The organism is Kitasatospora sp. NPDC101108 (assembly GCF_055584725.1).
This window is the reverse complement of sequence record NZ_JBVJLM010000008.1, coordinates 205999-222094: the sequence shown is the minus strand read 5'-3', so window position 1 is coordinate 222094 and position 16096 is coordinate 205999. Positions and strand designations below refer to the sequence as shown.

Genomic DNA, 16096 nt, shown 5'->3' with positions numbered 1-16096 from the left:
CGGACGCGCGGGAAGTCGGCCGGCCCGACTTCCCGCGCATCGCCGCAGGTCAGTCCGAGGACGCCTCGGGCTTCGCGTGGAGCACCTCGGGCTTCGCGTGGAGCACCTCGCGCCCCTGCTCGGCGGCTCGCGCGATGGACTCGGAGATGAAGTCGAGGAAGCGGGCGATGTTCTCCAGCCGCACACCGGCCGGGGTCCCCGCGCCGAGGATGCCGACGCCCTGGCGGGTGGTGTCGCCGAGCTGGGCGGTCGCCCGGGCGCTGACCACCATCGACCGGTACCACATGTCGTCGTCCATGAAGTAGCGCTCGCGGCGGCGTTCGTCGCGCTCCCGGCGCACCATGCCCTGGCTCTCCAGGAACGCGATCGACTTGGAGACGGTCGCCGGGCTGACCTGGAGGCGCTCGACGAGTTCGGCGGCGGTGAGGCTGCCGTCGTCGGTGATGTAGAGACAGGACAGCACCCGCGCCATCATCCTGGGCATGCCGGACTGCATCATGACGGTGGTGAGCACCTCCTCGAAGGCGCGCACCGCCTCGGCGTCGCGGCCGTGCGGCTGCGGGGTGGCGTTCGCCCCGTGGGCCGCGGGCTGCCGGCGGCGCTGGGCCCGGTGGCCGGTGGCGCGGTGGGCGAGGTCGGCGCGGTAGGCGGTGGGGCCGCCGTTGCGCATCACCTCGCGGGTGACGGTCGAGGTCGGCCGGTCGAGGCGCCTGGCGATCTCCGCGTAGGCGAGGCCGTCGGCCAGTCCCAGCGCGATCTGCTGGCGTTCCTGCTGGGTGAGTCTGCCGCCCGGCATCGCGGCCTCCTTCGTGCTCCGTGTTCGGTCTCTCCGTACAAGGTAGCGTTCATCTCCAGTCCATTGCAATGGACGGGATGGCCCGCGTTGCATTCCTTGCATGACGGTTGCAATGATTTCCCGTCATCCACCTGCACAGTTGCCGTTTTTACGCAACGAACTAGTTGCTGGATCGCTAAACGCAACGTAGCTTTTCCGTCACGAGAAAGCAGCTGGCCGCAGTGGCCGGCTGCCGGAGCAGAGGAAGGGACGACGATGCAGAAGCGCACCGACACCGCCACCGGGATCCCCGCCTGGTCGGGCACGGTCGAGGTCGACGACACCGCCCTGGCCGTCACCGACACCGGCGGCAACGGCACCGCCGTGGTCTATCTGAACGGCTCCTACGCCGACCGCTCGCACTGGCGCCGGGTGATCGCCGACCTCGGCGACGGCTACCGCCACATCACCTACGACGAGCGCGCCCGCGGCAAGTCCGCCCTCGCCTCCGACTACTCCTTCGAGGCCTGCCTGCGCGACCTGGACGCCGTGCTGGACGCCCGCGGCGTGCGGCGGGCGGTCCTGGTCGGCTGGTCGTACGGCGCGATGGTCGCCGTGCACTACGCCGACCGCCACCCCGATCGGGTGCTGGGCGCGGTCTCCGTGGACGGCGCGATGCCCGTCGAGCCGCTCGACGAGGCCGCCAAGGCCAGGATCCGCGGCCTCTTCGCCCGCCTCAGCCCGCTGTTCCCGGTGTGCCGGCGCCTCGGCCTGGCCGCCCGGATGAGCGCCGTCCAGCACGCCGAGATCAACCTCGAACTTATCGGCCTGTCCGCCCCCGCCCTCCTCCTCCCGCTCTTCGACCGGCTGACCGTCCCCGTCCACTACGTCCTCGCCACCGGCGGCAACCTGGGAGCCGACGAGCGGACGATCGAGGGGCTGCGCACCGTCATCACCGGGATCGCCGCCGAGAACCCGAACATCCGGATCGCCGCCAAGGTCCCCAGCAACCACTCCAAGATCCTGCGCAAGGACCACCGGACCGTCGCCGACACCATCCACGCCGTCGCCACCGCTCCTGCCCGGCAGGAGAGTTGAGCAACACCGCCCGCTGCCGCGGCACCGCCCACCGGCCCGCCGGAAGTGGTGCCGGAACCGGGGTTGACCTTGACCCGAGGTCAACCCCGACGCTGGAGGCATGAAGACGAACGCGAACGCCCGACGGACCACCACCCACCGCCCCCGGACCCGCATGCTGCCGGTCGAGGACACCGCCCTGGCGGTCACCGACACCGGCGGGGACGGCCGCCCCGTGCTCTACCTCAACGGCTCCTACTGCACCCAGAAGGACTGGGGGCGCGTCATCACCGAACTCGGCGACGGCTACCGGCACATCACCTTCGACGAGCGGGCCCGCGGCGGGTCGCGGAAGTCCGCCGACTACAGCTTCGAGGCCTGCCTGCGCGACATCGACGCCGTCCTCGCCGCCACCGGCGCCCGCAACCCGATCATCGTCGGCTGGTCCTACGGCGCGGCCCTCGCCCTGCACTGGTCCACCCGCAACCCCGAGCGACTGGCCGGCGCCGTCATGGTCGACGGCGGCTACCCCTGGGACTACCTCGCCACCGTCGAAGGCGGCCGCGAGGCCGGCAAGGAGCAGATCCGCAAGCTGTTCAAGCGGTTCGCCCCGCTGATGCCGCTGGTCCGCCCGCTCGGCATGGCCGCCCGGATGTCCGCCGCCGAGCACGCGGAGATCAACATCGAGCTCAACGAGATCGTCGCCGACAGCGCCGCCGTCTTCGACCTCGTCAACTTCCCGATGCGCTACCTCGTCGCCACCGGCGCCAGCCTCGGCGGCACCGCCGAAGGCCTCGCCGCGATGCGCGCCACCCTCGACCCGATCCTCGCCCGCAACCCCGACGTCCGGGTCAGCGCCACCGTCCCGAGCAAGCACACCACCATCGTCCGCAAGGACTTCCGCGCCATCGCCGCCGCCGTCCGGGAGGTTGCCGCCCTCCGGTACGGGCTGGTCAACTGACGCCATGACGGACGGAGTAACGATCGGTCAGGCCGCCGCCTTCGCCGGTGTCACGGTGAAGACCATCCGGCACTACCACAAGAGCGGCCTGGTCGAGGAGCCCGCGCGCGACCGCTCCGGCTACCGCCGCTACGGCAGCCCCGAACTGCTGCGGCTGGTCCAGGTGCGCACCCTGGCCGGGGCGGGCGTGCCGCTCGCCGAGATCGCCCCCATCCTCGACGCCGGTCCCGAGGACTTCGCCGCCGCCCTCGTCGACGTCGAGGAGAACCTCACCGCGAGGATCGACGAACTGATCGCCCGGCGCGAGACCCTGCGCCAACTCGCCACCGGCGACCGGGTCCTGCTGCCCGCCCGGGCCCGCGCCCTGCTCGACCGGATGCCCAAACTCGGCTTCGACGCGGACGACCTGAGGACGGCCCACGAGGGCCTGGTGCTGGTCCGGGCCCTGATGCCGGAGGGCTTCGACGACTACCTCGCCCAGATCGAGCACGGCCTGGAGGACCCGGGACACGTCGCCGTCATCAAGCTCACCTGGAGCGCCGGGAAGTGGGACCCGGACGATCCCAGGATCGAGGAACTCGCCGAGGAGGTCGCCGCCCACTTCATCGCCGACCCCTCCCTGCTGCCCACCCTGGGCGGCCTCCGCTCCCGCCAGGACGGCGACACCCGCCACGAACTCCTCACCCACCACGGCGAGGACGAGCGGCCCGGCTGGACCCGCCTCACCGCGCTGATCGAACAGAAGCTGCGCGCCGCGGGCGTCGACGTCCCGTAGCCCGGGCCGGTCCGGCACCCGCGGCCGGGCACCCCGTTCCAGGGCCTGCCGTTTCGCTTCGGCGCTGCTCGGGCGTCACCGTCGGCGACCGGGCGTGCCGAGGGTGGCGAGGGTGGCGAGGCCGAAGAGCAGCCCGCCGGTCATGAAGAAGGGCTCGTAGAGCAGGGTCGCGAAGCGGTCCATGGCGTCGAGGTCGGCGGTCGTCCGGGCGCCGGTGGCGAGGGCCAGCCAGTCCGGGACGGACGGCAGGGAGTGCACCAGCAGCACGGCGGTGATGCCCCGGAGGACGTGGCCGAGGAGCCTGGCCGGCAGCCGCCCGCCCCACGGCCGGACGATCGCCAGGGCGAGCACGGCGGCGACCGCGCAACCCGGGATGGCCAGGACGTCGATCACCAGCAGCGGGGTGTTGCCGGTGACCGAGAGCCCGTCCGGCAGGCCGGTCCGGCCGCCCAGCAGCCAGTACAGGTGAACGACGGAGAACGCGGCGGACCAGGTGGCGGCGGCGTAGGCGGCGACGTGGGCGGCCCGGAGGGTGGTGGTCTTCATGCCTCCACGTTCGCCGTCCGGGGGCGGGCGGCGGATCGTCCCGGCGGGTCGACCCCCTCCCCTGGGAAGGGGAGTTCTGACTCATCCCCACGGCGGGAGCCCCTGGGGCTGTCGCTGACCGGGTATCAGCTCCACATCCTCACCGTCAGGCGACGGCGAGCCGGTCCACCAGCAGTTGCACCCTCTGGTCGACGTACTCCGGGGGGAGCCGCCCGGCCCGGGTCAGGGTGGCCAGTCCGTGCAGGGCCGCCCAGAACGTCTCGGTGAACACTCCGGGGTGGACGCCGTCGCCGGCGACCTCGCCGAGGCTCTCCAGCAGGGCGGCGAAGGCGTCCTTGAGGGGTTCCGGGGTGTCCTCCTGCGCGAAGGCGAGGCCGCCGTCGAGCTGGAACAGGGCGTCGTAGACCGCCGGGTTGCGGGCGGCGAAGTCGAGATAACTCCGGGCGAGGGCGGTGACCCGGGCGCGCGGGCCGTCCGCGGCGGCGGTCGCGGCCCGCAGCGCCGCGGCCATCTCGGTGGCACCTTCGAGGGCGACCGCGCCGATGATCTCGCGCTTGCCCCGGAAGTGGCTGTAGAGGACGGGTTGGCTGTACTCGATGCGCTCGGCGAGGCGGCGGGTGGTGACCGCGTCCCAGCCCTGCTGCTCGGCGAGTTCACGGGCCGTGGCCACGATGAGGCGTTCGCGCTCCGCCCGTTCGCGCTGCTTGCGTTCCTGTACCGACATGAGTCGATCCTAGCACCGCTAGACAACAGAGCGGCAGCAGGCCTAGTCTTGCTTCATCAGCTAGCAGCGCTAGATGCCGGAGGGAACGTCATGCTCAACGCACTTGAGGTCTTCACCACGGTGGTCGTCGGCGTGATGGTGGGGGTGGAGTTCTCCGTCGCTTTCGTCATGAACCCGATCTTCAACGCACTCCCCGACGACAGCACCCAACTCGCCAACGCCCACGGGGGCCGGATGCTCGGCGCCCTGATGCCGTTCTGGTACATCGGCTCGCTCGTCCTGAGCGCGATCTGGGCCGTCGCCGGATGGCATCGCCACGGCGCCGGGCTGGTGGTCACCGCCGCCGTGCTGCTGATCGTCAGCGTGATCATGTCGGTCCTGCTGCTCGTCCCGATCAACAACCGGAACAAGACGTGGACCCCCGAGAACCGGCCCGCCGACTGGAAGGAGCAGCTGAACCGCTGGAACCGCTTCCACTACGTCCGGGTCGCGGTCATCATCGCCGCCTTCACCCTGCTGGTCGCCGCCCTCGTCTGACCGCCCGGGGGAACTCGTCCGACCGCCGGGGAACCTCGTCCGACCACCGGGGAAAAGGGACCGCGCAGGAAGTCGGACCGGCCGACTTCCTGCGCCTCGTTGTTCCGATGTCCTGAGCGGGGCTCGGGGTCACTGCTTGGGGAAGGCGGTGGCGACGGCCTTGGTGCGGGTGAGGACCGCGACGGGGACGAGGGCGAGTGCGGAGAGTCCCTGGAGGACGGCGTACCAGGCCGGGCAGATGCCGGGGATCAGGTCGACGGCGATGACCGCGATCGGCATCACGGTGGAGAGGGTCCGGACGCGGTCGAAGGCCTTGTAGGAACCCTCGGCGGCGCGGCCGGCCAGGCGGAGGAGCACCGGCGCGAGGGCCGGGAAGATGACGCCGCGGATCCACATGAACGGGGTGGTGCCGTGGCCGGTGGAGGCCATGACCACGACGGTCGCGAGGGTGATCAGGCCGATGGCACCGAAGAGCGCGACGCACTTCTTCGCAGTCGCGAAGGCCTCGCGGGTACGGGAGTTGCCGAGGTTCGCAGTCGCGGTGATCGCCATGGTTCTGTCCTCCGTGTCGTGGTGAGAACGAATCTACGGAGGCGGCGAGCGGCCCGACACCGGTCTGGCCCCACACCTGGGGTGGGGCCAGACCCACCCCCTAACGTCCGCCGGCCGCCCCGTGGCGGCTGTCCAGGCAGAGCGCCCACACGTCGGTGTAGGTGTCCGGCGAGGGCGAGCCGCCGACGTGGACGGTGGCCGTCCAGGAGGCGGGCTCGGTGGATCCGTCGGCGGCCGGGGTGCCGTCGGCGTCGCCGGGGTAGCTGCCGGTCAGGTGGGTGCCGCCGGAGCCGGCCTTGCTGAAGTCGGTGGTCGTCACGTTGCCGCCACTGGCTGCCGCGCCACCGCTGAGCAGGTGCCATCCGCTGGGTCGGCGCCACTCGCCCGGGGTGTCGCAGCCGACCGTCGCCGTCCGGTGGGTGCCGGCCACCGTCGGGCCGCTGAGTTCGCTGAACCGCACCTTGGTGGTGACGCCCTTGACGTGGTCGTCCGCGCCGCTGCAGATCGCGTACGCGTAGGTGGTGTTACCGGCGTCGCGGCCGCCGCCGATCCCACCGACGGCCGTCCAGGAGTCGGGGTCGGTCTCGCCGTCGGCGGCGGCCTTCTTCCCGAAGTCGTGGGCGACGTCGTCGAAGGTGGGGAAGCTCGCGACGGGCTTGAGGCTGCCGACGCTCGCCGGGGTGGTGCGGGCCCCGCCGCCGATCAGGAGGGTGCCGGCCGGGCAGGTGGCGGTGACGGGCTTCGCGGTCTGCGACACCGTCGGACCGGCGACCTGGTTCATCACGACCTGGGTGTGCCGGATCCGGTTGCTGGTCAGGCACAGCGCGTAAGGCGTGGTGGAGAAGGCGGAGTTGAGTTGACCTCCGCTGCCGCCCTTGGCGATCCAGTAGGTGAGGTCGGTGCCGACGACACCGGTGCTGCCGGTGTACTCGGTGGTCCCGTCCGAGCTCGGCTCGGTGCCCAGCACGTGGTTGCCGTTCGAGCCGGTGCCCGTGCCGGTGGCCTGGTCGATGCCGCCTGCTGAGACCAGGCCACCGGTGCAGTGGGCGCTGGTGGAGATCGACGAGTCGATGGCGGTCGGGCCGAGGGTGGCCCCCGGAGTCCGTACGGTGACGGCCGCGGTGTTGGCGTACGCCGTGCCCGGGGCTGCAAGGGTGAGCAGGGCACCGATGAGCAGGGCTTTCCCCGCAAGGGTGGTTGTGCGCTGTTCCATGCCGGTTCCTCCGTGTCGGGTTGCGCGAGGCGATCCGAATTGAAGCAACGGGCAGAGCGTGGGAACTACTGGTGATGAGTGCAGGGCGAACCCGCAGAACTGGTGGATCAACCAGCGGCGGCCTCCTGCGGGGAAGGCGGGAAGGGCAGACGGCGATGGGGCCTCAGGAGTCGGAGCGGTAGGCGAACGGCCGGTCCGGGCAGTCGGGGCACTCGAACAGGTAGATGCCGCCCATGTCACCGAGCATCAGGCCGTGTGGGCGCTGGATCCGCGTCCGCTCCTCGTACGGAAGGTCCCAGATCTCGCCGTCCGCCGGAGTGTCCTCGACGGCCAGCCAGGTGCGCCAGCTCGCGCCGTCGAACTCGACGCTGTTGACGGTCAGCAGGTGCTCCATGGTGCGGTCGCAGCTTCGACAGGTGGGCCAGTCCGGGTCCTGGCTCCAGGTCGGGTAGCCGCCGACCTTGATCCCGTCGGACACGGACAGGTGGGCCTCGTAGGACCAGCCGGTCTCCTCCTCGACCTCCTCGAACCTGGCTCGGAGCGCGTCGTACACGTCCTCCGGCAGGTCCCAGCTCGGGTAGTCGACGACCTGCTCCGGGTGCAGGACGCACGGATTCGGCAGATAGGCGTCCTGCACGCCCTCTTTGCCGGCCGGCGCCGCCGCTTCGAGGTCGCTCCGGTAGCTGTCCCAGCGGTACACCTCGGGCCGCGGCACATAGCCGGGCTCGTGATCGAACGGGCACCACAGCACCTGCAACAGGTCGGTGCCACCAGGGAATTCGAGCCCGGGCACGTCGGCGGCGAACAGCTGCAGAACGGGTACGAGCGGGAACGGCCCCTCGGCGTCCTTCGGCGGCGCGTACGAGGTGCGCGGATGCCCGTCCGCGCAGTGCGGCCACGGCTCCGAGCGCGGCCAGAGCACCGGCCCTCCCATCGAACTGTCCCGAACACCCGGGTTGCCGATCCTCGGATGCAGCCGAGTGGCCGCCCGGCGAAAGGCCGCCACCTCAGGAAAGACCGCCCCGACATCGAGCGGACGCGGCGGAGTCGTACGAGCCATCGAACGGCCAATCTGCGGGAGGGAACGAAAATCCACCCGTGTCTACCGGTGGCCCCGTACGAGACACAAGAGACCACAGGTGAACTGCCGAGGAGCTGCACATCGATTAGCCAGATGTGGCGGTCCAGGCTGCCGAACGCCGTAGTACGACGGCGGCCTGAAGAAATGCGCAGGAAGTCGGCCGGGCCGACTTCCTGCGCAGGAGCTGGGGCCGGATGGGCAGCTCGCGGGTATCAGGTCGACGGTCGGGGCTGTCGAACTCGCTCCGACCGGCCCCGTCGGCTTTCACGAGACCCCGGTACGCGCGGCAAACTCCCGCACGCCGGCCACCGCGACCGGGGCGTACAGCAGGTCCGCTGTGAGCGCCTGCAAGGCCGGTCGCCGCACCTCCTCCGGGGCCACCTGCTCCGTGAAGCGCAGCGCCGCGAACGTCTTGCGGTCGTCGCCGAGACGGTGCCACATGCGCGCGCAGTCCGTGCCGTACCGGGCCTGGCGCTCGGCTGTCGGCAACTGCCGCGGTGAGATCCGCGTCGCGTACCGAACTCCCTCGTCCGGTGTGCCCAGCGCCGTGTGTACGCCGATCCAGTACAGGTCCGCCTGCGCGCCGGTGGCGTCGACAGTGAACAGCGGGGTGCCCGGCCGATGTCTGGCGCTGGTCAGGCGGTCGACCGCGTCCTCTGCGCCGGCCATGAGGTCGAGGGCGTCGCCGCGGCGCTGCCCGCACGCAGCCGTGTAGGCGGCCGTCATCAACAGAGTCGCCGCCACGGCCCAGGACACGTCGCTCCGGTCCTGCGAGAGCGAGTCAGCGGTGCGGCGCAACAGATCGACAGCGGCGGCCGGGCGGCCGGAACGCCGCATCGTGATCGCCAGAACCCGAGCCGCCTCTCCGTGCACTACCGGGTCGCCGCCGGCCTGGGCCGCTGCCAGGGCCCGATCCGCCGCCGGCCACGCGACGTCGGAGTGGGCCTTCAGCGCGAGTTCCGTCGCCAGCACCCAGGAACGGGCCACGCATCCATGGGCCTCTTCACGGGACCGGCCGGACAAGGCATCCCGTGTCGCCTGCGCCGATCCCAACAGGCCGGGAAGGGAGTTGCCGAGCTGCCGATAGCGGGCCGCCGTGAACTGTGCGCGTGCCGAAGTCAGGGACGTCTTGAGCTGCTGCAGCGACGTGGGTGCAGATGGTTCGGCCCCGTACAGGGCCCTGACGATCCGGGCCGATGCGTCCGGCCGCGCGGCAGCCGCCGAGGCGGATTGCAGGACTGACGCCCCGGCAGCGACCATACCGGCCACGAGCAGCTGCCTACGGAGCATGGCGTCCTCCTGATCCAGAGTCACATCCTCTGTCAGAGTAGCCGGTCTGCCCAGCCCAACGGTGTCAGGCCGCAGGTCCAGCGCCTGCGTGATCAGCCGGAGCGCCCGCTCCGTCGGCCGAAGGACGGCCGCCTCAACCCGGCTGATCGCGGACGCCGAGTAGCCACATGCCAGGCCCAGCTGGGCCTGGGTCATCCGCTGTGCACACCGAGCGGCCCTGATGACCGTCCCGAACTGACGCTGATGTGACACCTCGTTGCCCCTCGTGTGCGCGGAGTAGCCACCGTATCGAGTGGGCGGCTTCCCAAGGCAGGGCGTGCACGGGGCGTGCGGGGCACGCACGCGGTGTGCGGGAGCCTCCGCGCGGCACCCGCACCAGGCACCAAGCCGGGTTCCCTTGGTAATGCCCGGCCGGCGTACCTCTGCCACGCCATCCCTAGGAGAGACGCCATGAGCACCAGCCTGCTCGACAAGCCCGTCACCGAGACCGAGCCCGCCGACGACCCGACGCCCAGTACCCTGCTGGAGCGGGTCGACGAGCCGAGCGCCCGTGTGTGCCCGGTCTGCGGATCGGGTGCCACCTACCAGACCATGGACGGCCGATGGGGCTGCACCTCGTGCGGCTCCACCTGGGCCTGACCTCGGGGAGGGCCCGATGGTGGACTGCACGCAGTGCTCTGCTCCTGCGGTGATCGAGGATCTCGACCCGCAGCCGCCACAAGCCTGGTGCCTCGGATGTGCGACCGCCCTCGTGCGAGCCGGCGATCCGGTGCTCAACTACCGCCCGCTCGACGGTGACAGCGAGTACCGGCACATCCTGGCCGGCGGCAGTACCCAGGTCCTGCCGTTCCGCTGACGGACGCACCGAAGCGGCCCCGCCCCCTGACAGCACTCTTCCCCGCTGGATGAATCCAGCGGGGAAGAGCAACGGAAGTGCAACGGACCCAGCCGACCGCCGGCGTCCGGGGAGGGCGAGGGCCTCGCGGGCGTCCGACGACTGCAGGGGGTCAGCCTCCGGACGGGTTCCGGTTTCCACCTCCGAAGCCACCGCCGCCGAAGCCGCCGGTTGCGGCGCCCTCGACGAGTTGGCTGGCGTTGTACCCGCCACTGGAATCCGGCGTTCCGACGACGGTCACGCTCTGCCCGGGCTGGAGGTCGGCGACCTTGCCCTCCTTGTTCAGCTGGACCTTGGTCGAGTCCGCCGTGGTGACCTTGACGGTGTTGCCGTTGGCGTCGGTCAGGTACACCGTGTTCCCGTCGACGGCCTTGACGGTGCCGCGCGTGAAGCCGCCCTGGCCCTGACCCTGCCCCTGACCGGCTCGGCGCCCGGCGCCCTGGCCGTACCCGCCTCCCGCCGAAGCGGCAGCAGCCGCTCGGGGGGAGGAGGACCTGCCGCTCGAAGCGCCGTTCCCCTGCTGGTACCAGACCCCGCCCGCGAACGCCCCGGTGGCGATCACGCCGCCTGCGAGCACCAGCGTCAGCCACGGCAGCTTCCGCCTCGGCGGTGCGGCCAGTTCCGCGCTCACGTCCTGCGCGTCCGGCGGCGTGGAGAGCAGCGCAACCTGTTCGTCGTGATTCATCGAAGAAGTGCTCCTACTCGTGCCGGAGGGCGTCGATCGGCCGCAGCGAGGCGGCCCGGTTGGCGGGGTAGCTGCCGAAGAACAGTCCGATCGCGACGGCGATGCCGAACGCGCCGAGCACCGACTCGGGGATCACCACCGGCTTGATGCCGACGATGCTGAAGTGCGAGCCGACGATCCCGGCCGCCACGCCCAAGCCCGCGCCGATCACCGACAGCAGCGTGGACTCGGTCAGGAACTGCCCCAGGATCACGGCCCGGGGAGCGCCCAGTGCCTTGCGGATGCCGATCTCCCGCGTCCGCTCCGTGACCGTCACCAGCATGATGTTGGTGATCCCGATCCCGCCGACCAGCAGTGAGATGGCCGCGACGGCGCCGAGCAGCACGGTGAAGGTCTTCGTCGTGCTCTCCCTCGCCGTGAGCAGTGAGGCCTGGTTGGTGATCCGGAAGTCGGCCTTCGTGGGATCGGCGATCGCGTGGGTGCCGAGCAGCACCCGGGTGATCTCCGACTGCGCCGCCGTCGTGGTGTCGGCGGAGGACGCCTGCACCAGGATCTGGTTGACCGCCCCGAAGCCCGTGAAGGCGTTCTGCACGGTCGGCAGCGGTGCGATCACCACATCATCCGGATCGGTGAACCCGCTGCCGCCCTTGGTCTGCAGCACGCCCACCACCGTGAACGGCGTCCCGCCGAGCACGATCTTCTTCCCGACCGGGTCCTCGGTGTCGAACAGCTGCTTGGCCGTCGTGGCGCCGAGCACCGCGACCTTGCGCGAACCGAGCACGTCGTCGTTGGTGAAGTACTCGCCGTGCGCGACCTTCTGGTTGGCGGTCTCGAAGTACGCCGGGTACGTCCCCACGACCGAGCCCGGGCTGTACGAGACGTTCCCGTACAGCGCCGTCGCGCTGGTGGTCACCACCGGCGCCACGGACTTGATCGCCGAGGCGCCGGGGTCCGCGTCGCTCGCCAGCGCCTTGGCGTCGGCGACGGTCAGCTTCTTCACGGAGGACACCGAGCGCGATCCGCCGGCCGCCGAACCGGAGCTGACCGTCAGCGAGTTGGTGCCGAGCGAGGTGATCGAGTCCTTCACCGCCTGCGACGAGCCGTTGCCCACCGCGAGCAGCAGGATCACCGAGGCCACACCGATCAGCACCCCCAGCACGGTGAGCGCCGACCGCACCTTGTTGGCCGCGAGCCCACCGGCCGCGAAGCGGAGCGTCTGCCAGAGGATCATGCCGGAACCCCCAGGAGCGCGGGTGGCAGCCCGTCCGCGGCCGCCTGCCGGACGTCGCTGACGATCTGCCCGTCGACCAGCCGCAGCACCCGCTTGGCGTGCTGGGCGACCTCGTCCTCGTGGGTGATCAGCACGACGGTGCGGCCGGTGGCGTTGAGCCCGTCGATCAGGCCCAGCACCTCCTCCGTGGAGCGGCTGTCCAGGTTGCCGGTGGGTTCGTCGGCGAGCAGCATGGCGGGCGCCGTGACCAGCGCCCGGGCCACCGCGACGCGCTGCTGCTGCCCGCCGGAGAGCTGGTTGGGCTTGTGTCCGGCCCGCTCACCCAGCCCCACCAGCGTCAGTGCGGCCATCGCCCGCCGCCGGCGCTCGGCGGCCCGGACGCCCGCGTAGGCGAGCGGGAGCTCGACCTGGGCGAGGGCGGTGGTGCGCGGGACCAGGTTGAAGGACTGGAAGACGAAGCCGATCTTGCGGTTGCGGACGAGGGAGAGCTGCTGCTCGTCCAGGTGGCCGACGTCGGTGCCGTCCAGCAGGTAGCGGCCGGAGGTGGGGACGTCGAGGCAGCCGAGGATGTTCATCAGCGTGGACTTGCCGGAGCCCGAACTGCCCATCACGGCGACGTAGTCGCCCTGCTCGATGTCCAGGTCGACGCCGGCCGGCTCGTCCGTCCCGGGCAGCGACGGACCGCGCAGGGCGTGCACGGTGGCGTCGCCGTGCCCGTACGACTTGGTGAGCCGGCGGATGCGGATCACCGGTACGGGCGTCGCGGGGACACGGTTGTCGATGACGTGCTGCATGCTCAGCCCTTACCGCCCCGGCCGCCGCCACCGCCGGCGCCACCGCCGCCCGGGAGGCCGACCGCGCCGCCGGCGCCGCCGCCGAAGCCCGGGAAGGAGCCGTTCGGGAAGCCGTTGTTGCCGCTGGTGGTGGGGAGTTCGACCTTGTCGCCCTCCTTGAGCCCGGAGACCACCTGCACGGTGCTGTCGCCCTCGACGCCCACGCCGACGTCCACCCGCTCGGTGGCACCGCCCTCCCGCACCACCGTCGCGGTCCGCGAGGAGCCGGTGCCGGACAGGGCCGAGGTCGGCAGCGAGAGCGCGTTGTCCGCCTCGCCGGTGATCACCTGGACGGTGGCGCTGAGGCCGGTGCGCAGGGTGCTGGTGTCGCCGGTGAGCCGCAGGGTGGCCGCGTACTGCACGGCGGAGGAGCCGGCCGCGCCGCTCCCGCTGCTCGACGGCAGCGAACTCACCGACAGGACGGTCGCGTTGAGCTTGGTGTCGGACTGGGCGTTCAGCGTGACGGTCGCCGCCTCGCCCTTCTTCAGCTTGAGCGAGTCCAGCTCGGAGAAGTTGGCGGTGACCTGCATCCCGGTCGGGTTGGTCAGCACGATGAAGCCGCTGGGCGAGCCCGAACCGGCGCTCGCACCGGCGGACTTGGCGGTGGAGGAGGAACCGGAGCCCGAGGCCGGCGAGCCCACGGTGTCGCCGGCCTTCGCCGCGATCGAGGCGACGGTACCGTCCACCGAGGCGGTGAGCGTCGTACCGGCCAGCGCGGCCTGGGCGTTGGAGAGGTTGGTCTGCGCGGTGGCGACCTGCTGCTGGGCCTGGGCGACGGCCGCGTCGTCCACCTTGGTGGTGGTGATGGTGGTGGTCTGCGGGGCGGGCGTACTGCTCCCGCCCGCCCCGCGACCGCCGCCGCTGCCGCCCTGCGGGGCTGTGGTGGCCCCGGGCAGCGGCTCGGTGGTGGTCGTGGTGACGCCGGCCTGCGCCTTGGTGAGGCTGGCGTTCGCCGTCGTCAGGGCCGCCTGGGCGGCGTCCACCTGCTGCCGGGCCGCCGTGGTGTCGACGGTCGCCAGGACCTGCCCCTTCTTGACGACGTCCCCGACCGCGACCTTGACGGCCGTGAGCCGCCCACCGGTGATGAAGTCCTGGGCGGCGTCGGTCGGCGAGACCAGGGTGCCGGTTCCGGACACGGTGGCCAGGACCGTCCCCTTGGCGACGGTCGCGGTACGGGCGACCGGCTTGGCGGCCGCCGTGCCGCCGCTGCCGTTGACGGTGGCGTACACCAGGGCCGCACCGCCCAGGAGGGCCACGCCGAGCGCGGAGTTGACGAGGACGGCGCCTCGCCGCCGTGGGAGCACCTTCATGGCGGACAGCTTCGCCGGGCGCTCTTGCGCTGCCCTGGGCGGCGGCTGGGAGAAGACTGACCGGCCGGATCCGGGCATTCCGCCCCAATCGCCCACCCCGAACGGGCGCCTTGGCCGGGCCGTGGGCCGTCGTTGGCCGAACTCCCAGCGCCCTCCCAGCGATCCCCAGCCATCCGGCAGGGCTTCCTCAGGGATCCCACCTCCACGAACGCGGGGGCGCCCGGGAACGCCGCAGGGGCGCACCCCCGAGGAGTGCGCCCCTGCGAACCGGGAGCCGGGAGCCGGGACCGGAAACCGGAAACCCGCGACCCGCGACCGGCGACCGGCGACCGATCAGCCGTCGAGCTCCTTGCGGAAGGCCTCCGCCACCGACAGGAAGATCGTGTTGCCCTCGGTCTCACCGATGGACACCCGCACGCCCTCCGGGAACGGCCGGACGATCACCCCGGCCGCGGCGCAGGCCGCGGCGAAGTCCGCCGAGCGCTCGCCGAGCCCGAGCCAGACGAAGTTGGCCTGCGAGTCCGGGATGTCCCAGCCCTGGGCGCGCAGCCCGGCGACGACCCGGTTGCGCTCCTCGACCAGCGCCTCGACCCGGACCAGCAGCGCCTCCTCCGAGCGCAGCGAGGCGACGGCGGCGTCCTGGGCGAGCTGGCTGACGCCGAACGGCACGGCGGTCTTGCGCAGGGCGCCCGCCACCGGCTCGTGGGCGATCGCGAAGCCGACCCGCAGGCCGGCCAGGCCGTACGCCTTGGAGAAGGTGCGCAGCACGCAGACGTTCGGGCGGTCGCGGTAGAGGTCGATGCCGTTGGGCACCTCGGGGTCGCGGATGAACTCGATGTAGGCCTCGTCGACGACCACCAGGACGTCGCCGGGGACGGCGTCGAGGAAGCGCTCCAGCTCGGCGCGGTGGACCACGTTGCCGGTGGGGTTGTTGGGGTTGCAGACGAAGATCAGCCGGGTGTTCGGGGTGACGGCGGCGAGCATCGCGTCCAGGTCGTGGTCGCCGTTGGCCTTGAGCGGGACCGGGACGGGCGTGGCACCGGCGATCTGGGTGATGATCGGGTAGGCCTCGAAGGAACGCCAGGCGAAGATCACCTCTTCGCCGGGGCCGGCCGTGGCGAGCACCAGCGACTGGGCGACGCCGACGGAGCCGGTGCCGAGGGCGATGTGCTCGGTGGGGACGCCGAAGCGCTCGGCCAGCACGGCGGTCAGCTCGCTGACGCCCATGTCGGGGTAGCGGTTGAACGAGCCGGCCGCCGCGACCGCCGCCTCCAGGACGCCGGGCAGCGGGTTGTTCGGGTTCTCGTTCGAGGACAGCTTGTAGGCGTCGGCGCCGGCCGGCTTGCCGGGCTTGTAGGTGGGGATGCCGTCCAGACTCGGGCGCAGGCGCGGGCCCTGCGCTGAGGTACCACTGCTCACGGTCGTACTCCTTCGTGTTCTCTGCCGGTCCGCCCGCCCTGGCACGGTCGGGATCGCCGCCGTACCCCGGGACCCGGCTCCGCCCCCGGGATCTCGGGACGCGCCTGCCGGACCACCCCGGTCGGGTGCCTTGCACGATACCGACCGCCCTCACCCGTAGGAGTGAGATGCCCGGACGGGTTACAGGCGCAG

General features: G+C 71.7%; 18 protein-coding genes. 6 read left to right on the top strand and 12 right to left on the bottom strand.

Features of this window, described 5'->3' with window-relative positions; translation table 11 throughout:
- Positions 1-49: 49 nt before the first annotated feature.
- A complete protein-coding gene (locus tag ACZ6Z8_RS19865) occupies positions 50-796 on the bottom strand; it encodes a GbsR/MarR family transcriptional regulator (RefSeq protein WP_465611344.1) in 747 nt (248 codons plus the stop codon).
- Positions 797-1051: 255 nt separating this feature from the next.
- On the opposite strand from ACZ6Z8_RS19865, the gene ACZ6Z8_RS19860 reads away from it, so the two are divergent.
- The 3 genes from ACZ6Z8_RS19860 to ACZ6Z8_RS19850 all read left to right on the top strand — a co-directional run bounded on the left by ACZ6Z8_RS19860 (position 1052) and on the right by ACZ6Z8_RS19850 (position 3588).
- Complete coding sequence (locus tag ACZ6Z8_RS19860) at positions 1052-1873, top strand: alpha/beta fold hydrolase (protein WP_465611343.1); 822 nt, start codon at positions 1052-1054, stop codon at positions 1871-1873.
- A gap of 100 nt (positions 1874-1973) precedes the next feature.
- A complete protein-coding gene (locus ACZ6Z8_RS19855; RefSeq protein WP_465611342.1) occupies positions 1974-2813 on the top strand; it encodes an alpha/beta fold hydrolase in 840 nt (279 codons plus the stop codon).
- Positions 2814-2817: 4 nt separating this feature from the next.
- Positions 2818-3588 (top strand): MerR family transcriptional regulator, encoded by a 771-nt coding sequence (locus ACZ6Z8_RS19850; protein WP_465611341.1) that lies wholly within the window; start codon positions 2818-2820, stop codon positions 3586-3588.
- 75 nt (positions 3589-3663) lie between these two features.
- On the opposite strand, the gene ACZ6Z8_RS19845 is transcribed toward ACZ6Z8_RS19850, so the two are convergent.
- Positions 3664-4134 (bottom strand): DUF3995 domain-containing protein, encoded by a 471-nt coding sequence (locus tag ACZ6Z8_RS19845; RefSeq protein WP_465611340.1) that lies wholly within the window; start codon positions 4132-4134, stop codon positions 3664-3666.
- A gap of 145 nt (positions 4135-4279) precedes the next feature.
- Complete coding sequence (locus ACZ6Z8_RS19840) at positions 4280-4858, bottom strand: TetR/AcrR family transcriptional regulator (protein ID WP_465611339.1); 579 nt, start codon at positions 4856-4858, stop codon at positions 4280-4282.
- Positions 4859-4948: 90 nt separating this feature from the next.
- On the opposite strand from ACZ6Z8_RS19840, the gene ACZ6Z8_RS19835 reads away from it, so the two are divergent.
- The gene (locus ACZ6Z8_RS19835; RefSeq protein ID WP_465611338.1) at positions 4949-5395 is read left to right on the top strand and encodes an anthrone oxygenase family protein; all 447 of its coding nucleotides are present in this window, start codon (positions 4949-4951) and stop codon (positions 5393-5395) included.
- A gap of 129 nt (positions 5396-5524) precedes the next feature.
- Here the strand turns inward: ACZ6Z8_RS19835 and ACZ6Z8_RS19830 are convergent, their stop codons facing one another.
- From ACZ6Z8_RS19830 to ACZ6Z8_RS19815, 4 genes are all read right to left on the bottom strand, one after another.
- Positions 5525-5947: a hypothetical protein gene (locus ACZ6Z8_RS19830; protein WP_465611337.1), complete on the bottom strand. Its 423-nt coding sequence runs from the start codon at positions 5945-5947 to the stop codon at positions 5525-5527.
- 100 nt (positions 5948-6047) lie between these two features.
- The gene (locus ACZ6Z8_RS19825) at positions 6048-7160 is read right to left on the bottom strand and encodes a hypothetical protein (protein ID WP_465611336.1); all 1113 of its coding nucleotides are present in this window, start codon (positions 7158-7160) and stop codon (positions 6048-6050) included.
- A gap of 163 nt (positions 7161-7323) precedes the next feature.
- Positions 7324-8094, bottom strand: a complete 771-nt coding sequence (locus ACZ6Z8_RS19820) for a DUF1963 domain-containing protein (protein ID WP_465611335.1) — start codon at positions 8092-8094, stop codon at positions 7324-7326.
- 411 nt (positions 8095-8505) lie between these two features.
- Positions 8506-9726: a helix-turn-helix domain-containing protein gene (locus ACZ6Z8_RS19815; protein WP_465611334.1), complete on the bottom strand. Its 1221-nt coding sequence runs from the start codon at positions 9724-9726 to the stop codon at positions 8506-8508.
- Between the two features lie 255 nt (positions 9727-9981).
- Here ACZ6Z8_RS19815 and ACZ6Z8_RS19810 point away from each other — a divergent pair, with 255 nt between their 5' ends.
- Together ACZ6Z8_RS19810 and ACZ6Z8_RS19805 are read left to right on the top strand one after the other, a co-directional pair.
- A complete protein-coding gene (locus tag ACZ6Z8_RS19810) occupies positions 9982-10170 on the top strand; it encodes a hypothetical protein (protein ID WP_465611333.1) in 189 nt (62 codons plus the stop codon).
- Between the two features lie 16 nt (positions 10171-10186).
- Positions 10187-10387, top strand: coding sequence for a hypothetical protein (locus ACZ6Z8_RS19805; protein ID WP_465611332.1), 201 nt, complete (start codon positions 10187-10189; stop codon positions 10385-10387).
- Positions 10388-10538: 151 nt separating this feature from the next.
- Here the strand turns inward: ACZ6Z8_RS19805 and ACZ6Z8_RS19800 are convergent, their stop codons facing one another.
- The 5 genes from ACZ6Z8_RS19800 to hisC form a co-directional block, all read right to left on the bottom strand.
- Positions 10539-11111 carry a hypothetical protein gene (locus ACZ6Z8_RS19800; protein ID WP_465611331.1) on the bottom strand — a complete coding sequence of 191 codons (573 nt, stop codon included), beginning with the start codon at positions 11109-11111 and terminating at the stop codon, positions 10539-10541.
- Positions 11112-11124: 13 nt separating this feature from the next.
- The gene (locus tag ACZ6Z8_RS19795; protein WP_465611330.1) at positions 11125-12342 is read right to left on the bottom strand and encodes an ABC transporter permease; all 1218 of its coding nucleotides are present in this window, start codon (positions 12340-12342) and stop codon (positions 11125-11127) included.
- Positions 12339-13136 carry an ABC transporter ATP-binding protein gene (locus tag ACZ6Z8_RS19790; RefSeq protein ID WP_465611329.1) on the bottom strand — a complete coding sequence of 266 codons (798 nt, stop codon included), beginning with the start codon at positions 13134-13136 and terminating at the stop codon, positions 12339-12341. Before ACZ6Z8_RS19790 ends, ACZ6Z8_RS19795 begins: the two co-directional genes overlap by 4 nt.
- A 2-nt stretch (positions 13137-13138) precedes the next feature.
- Positions 13139-14485 carry an efflux RND transporter periplasmic adaptor subunit gene (locus tag ACZ6Z8_RS19785; RefSeq protein ID WP_465611328.1) on the bottom strand — a complete coding sequence of 449 codons (1347 nt, stop codon included), beginning with the start codon at positions 14483-14485 and terminating at the stop codon, positions 13139-13141.
- A gap of 333 nt (positions 14486-14818) precedes the next feature.
- A complete protein-coding gene (gene hisC / locus ACZ6Z8_RS19780; RefSeq protein WP_465611327.1) occupies positions 14819-15904 on the bottom strand; it encodes a histidinol-phosphate transaminase in 1086 nt (361 codons plus the stop codon).
- Positions 15905-16096: the final 192 nt, after the last annotated feature.

What these genes read in the sequence shown, in the direction of transcription:
- ACZ6Z8_RS19820 (WP_465611335.1), bottom strand. Translation starts at nt 8,094, where the DNA reads ATGGGAGGGCCGGTGCTCTGGCCGCGCTCGGAGCCGTGGCCGCACTGC.
- ACZ6Z8_RS19830 (WP_465611337.1), bottom strand. Translation starts at nt 5,947, where the DNA reads ATGGCGATCACCGCGACTGCGAACCTCGGCAACTCCCGTACCCGCGAG.
- ACZ6Z8_RS19810 (WP_465611333.1), top strand. Translation starts at nt 9,982, where the DNA reads ATGAGCACCAGCCTGCTCGACAAGCCCGTCACCGAGACCGAGCCCGCC.
- ACZ6Z8_RS19785 (WP_465611328.1), bottom strand. Translation starts at nt 14,485, where the DNA reads ATGAAGGTGCTCCCACGGCGGCGAGGCGCCGTCCTCGTCAACTCCGCG.
- ACZ6Z8_RS19790 (WP_465611329.1), bottom strand. Translation starts at nt 13,136, where the DNA reads ATGCAGCACGTCATCGACAACCGTGTCCCCGCGACGCCCGTACCGGTG.
- ACZ6Z8_RS19835 (WP_465611338.1), top strand. Translation starts at nt 4,949, where the DNA reads ATGCTCAACGCACTTGAGGTCTTCACCACGGTGGTCGTCGGCGTGATG.
- ACZ6Z8_RS19845 (WP_465611340.1), bottom strand. Translation starts at nt 4,134, where the DNA reads ATGAAGACCACCACCCTCCGGGCCGCCCACGTCGCCGCCTACGCCGCC.
- ACZ6Z8_RS19800 (WP_465611331.1), bottom strand. Translation starts at nt 11,111, where the DNA reads ATGAATCACGACGAACAGGTTGCGCTGCTCTCCACGCCGCCGGACGCG.
- ACZ6Z8_RS19815 (WP_465611334.1), bottom strand. Translation starts at nt 9,726, where the DNA reads ATGACCCAGGCCCAGCTGGGCCTGGCATGTGGCTACTCGGCGTCCGCG.
- ACZ6Z8_RS19795 (WP_465611330.1), bottom strand. Translation starts at nt 12,342, where the DNA reads ATGATCCTCTGGCAGACGCTCCGCTTCGCGGCCGGTGGGCTCGCGGCC.
- ACZ6Z8_RS19865 (WP_465611344.1), bottom strand. Translation starts at nt 796, where the DNA reads ATGCCGGGCGGCAGACTCACCCAGCAGGAACGCCAGCAGATCGCGCTG.
- ACZ6Z8_RS19850 (WP_465611341.1), top strand. Translation starts at nt 2,818, where the DNA reads ATGACGGACGGAGTAACGATCGGTCAGGCCGCCGCCTTCGCCGGTGTC.
- ACZ6Z8_RS19840 (WP_465611339.1), bottom strand. Translation starts at nt 4,858, where the DNA reads ATGTCGGTACAGGAACGCAAGCAGCGCGAACGGGCGGAGCGCGAACGC.
- ACZ6Z8_RS19855 (WP_465611342.1), top strand. Translation starts at nt 1,974, where the DNA reads ATGAAGACGAACGCGAACGCCCGACGGACCACCACCCACCGCCCCCGG.
- ACZ6Z8_RS19805 (WP_465611332.1), top strand. Translation starts at nt 10,187, where the DNA reads ATGGTGGACTGCACGCAGTGCTCTGCTCCTGCGGTGATCGAGGATCTC.
- ACZ6Z8_RS19860 (WP_465611343.1), top strand. Translation starts at nt 1,052, where the DNA reads ATGCAGAAGCGCACCGACACCGCCACCGGGATCCCCGCCTGGTCGGGC.
- ACZ6Z8_RS19825 (WP_465611336.1), bottom strand. Translation starts at nt 7,160, where the DNA reads ATGGAACAGCGCACAACCACCCTTGCGGGGAAAGCCCTGCTCATCGGT.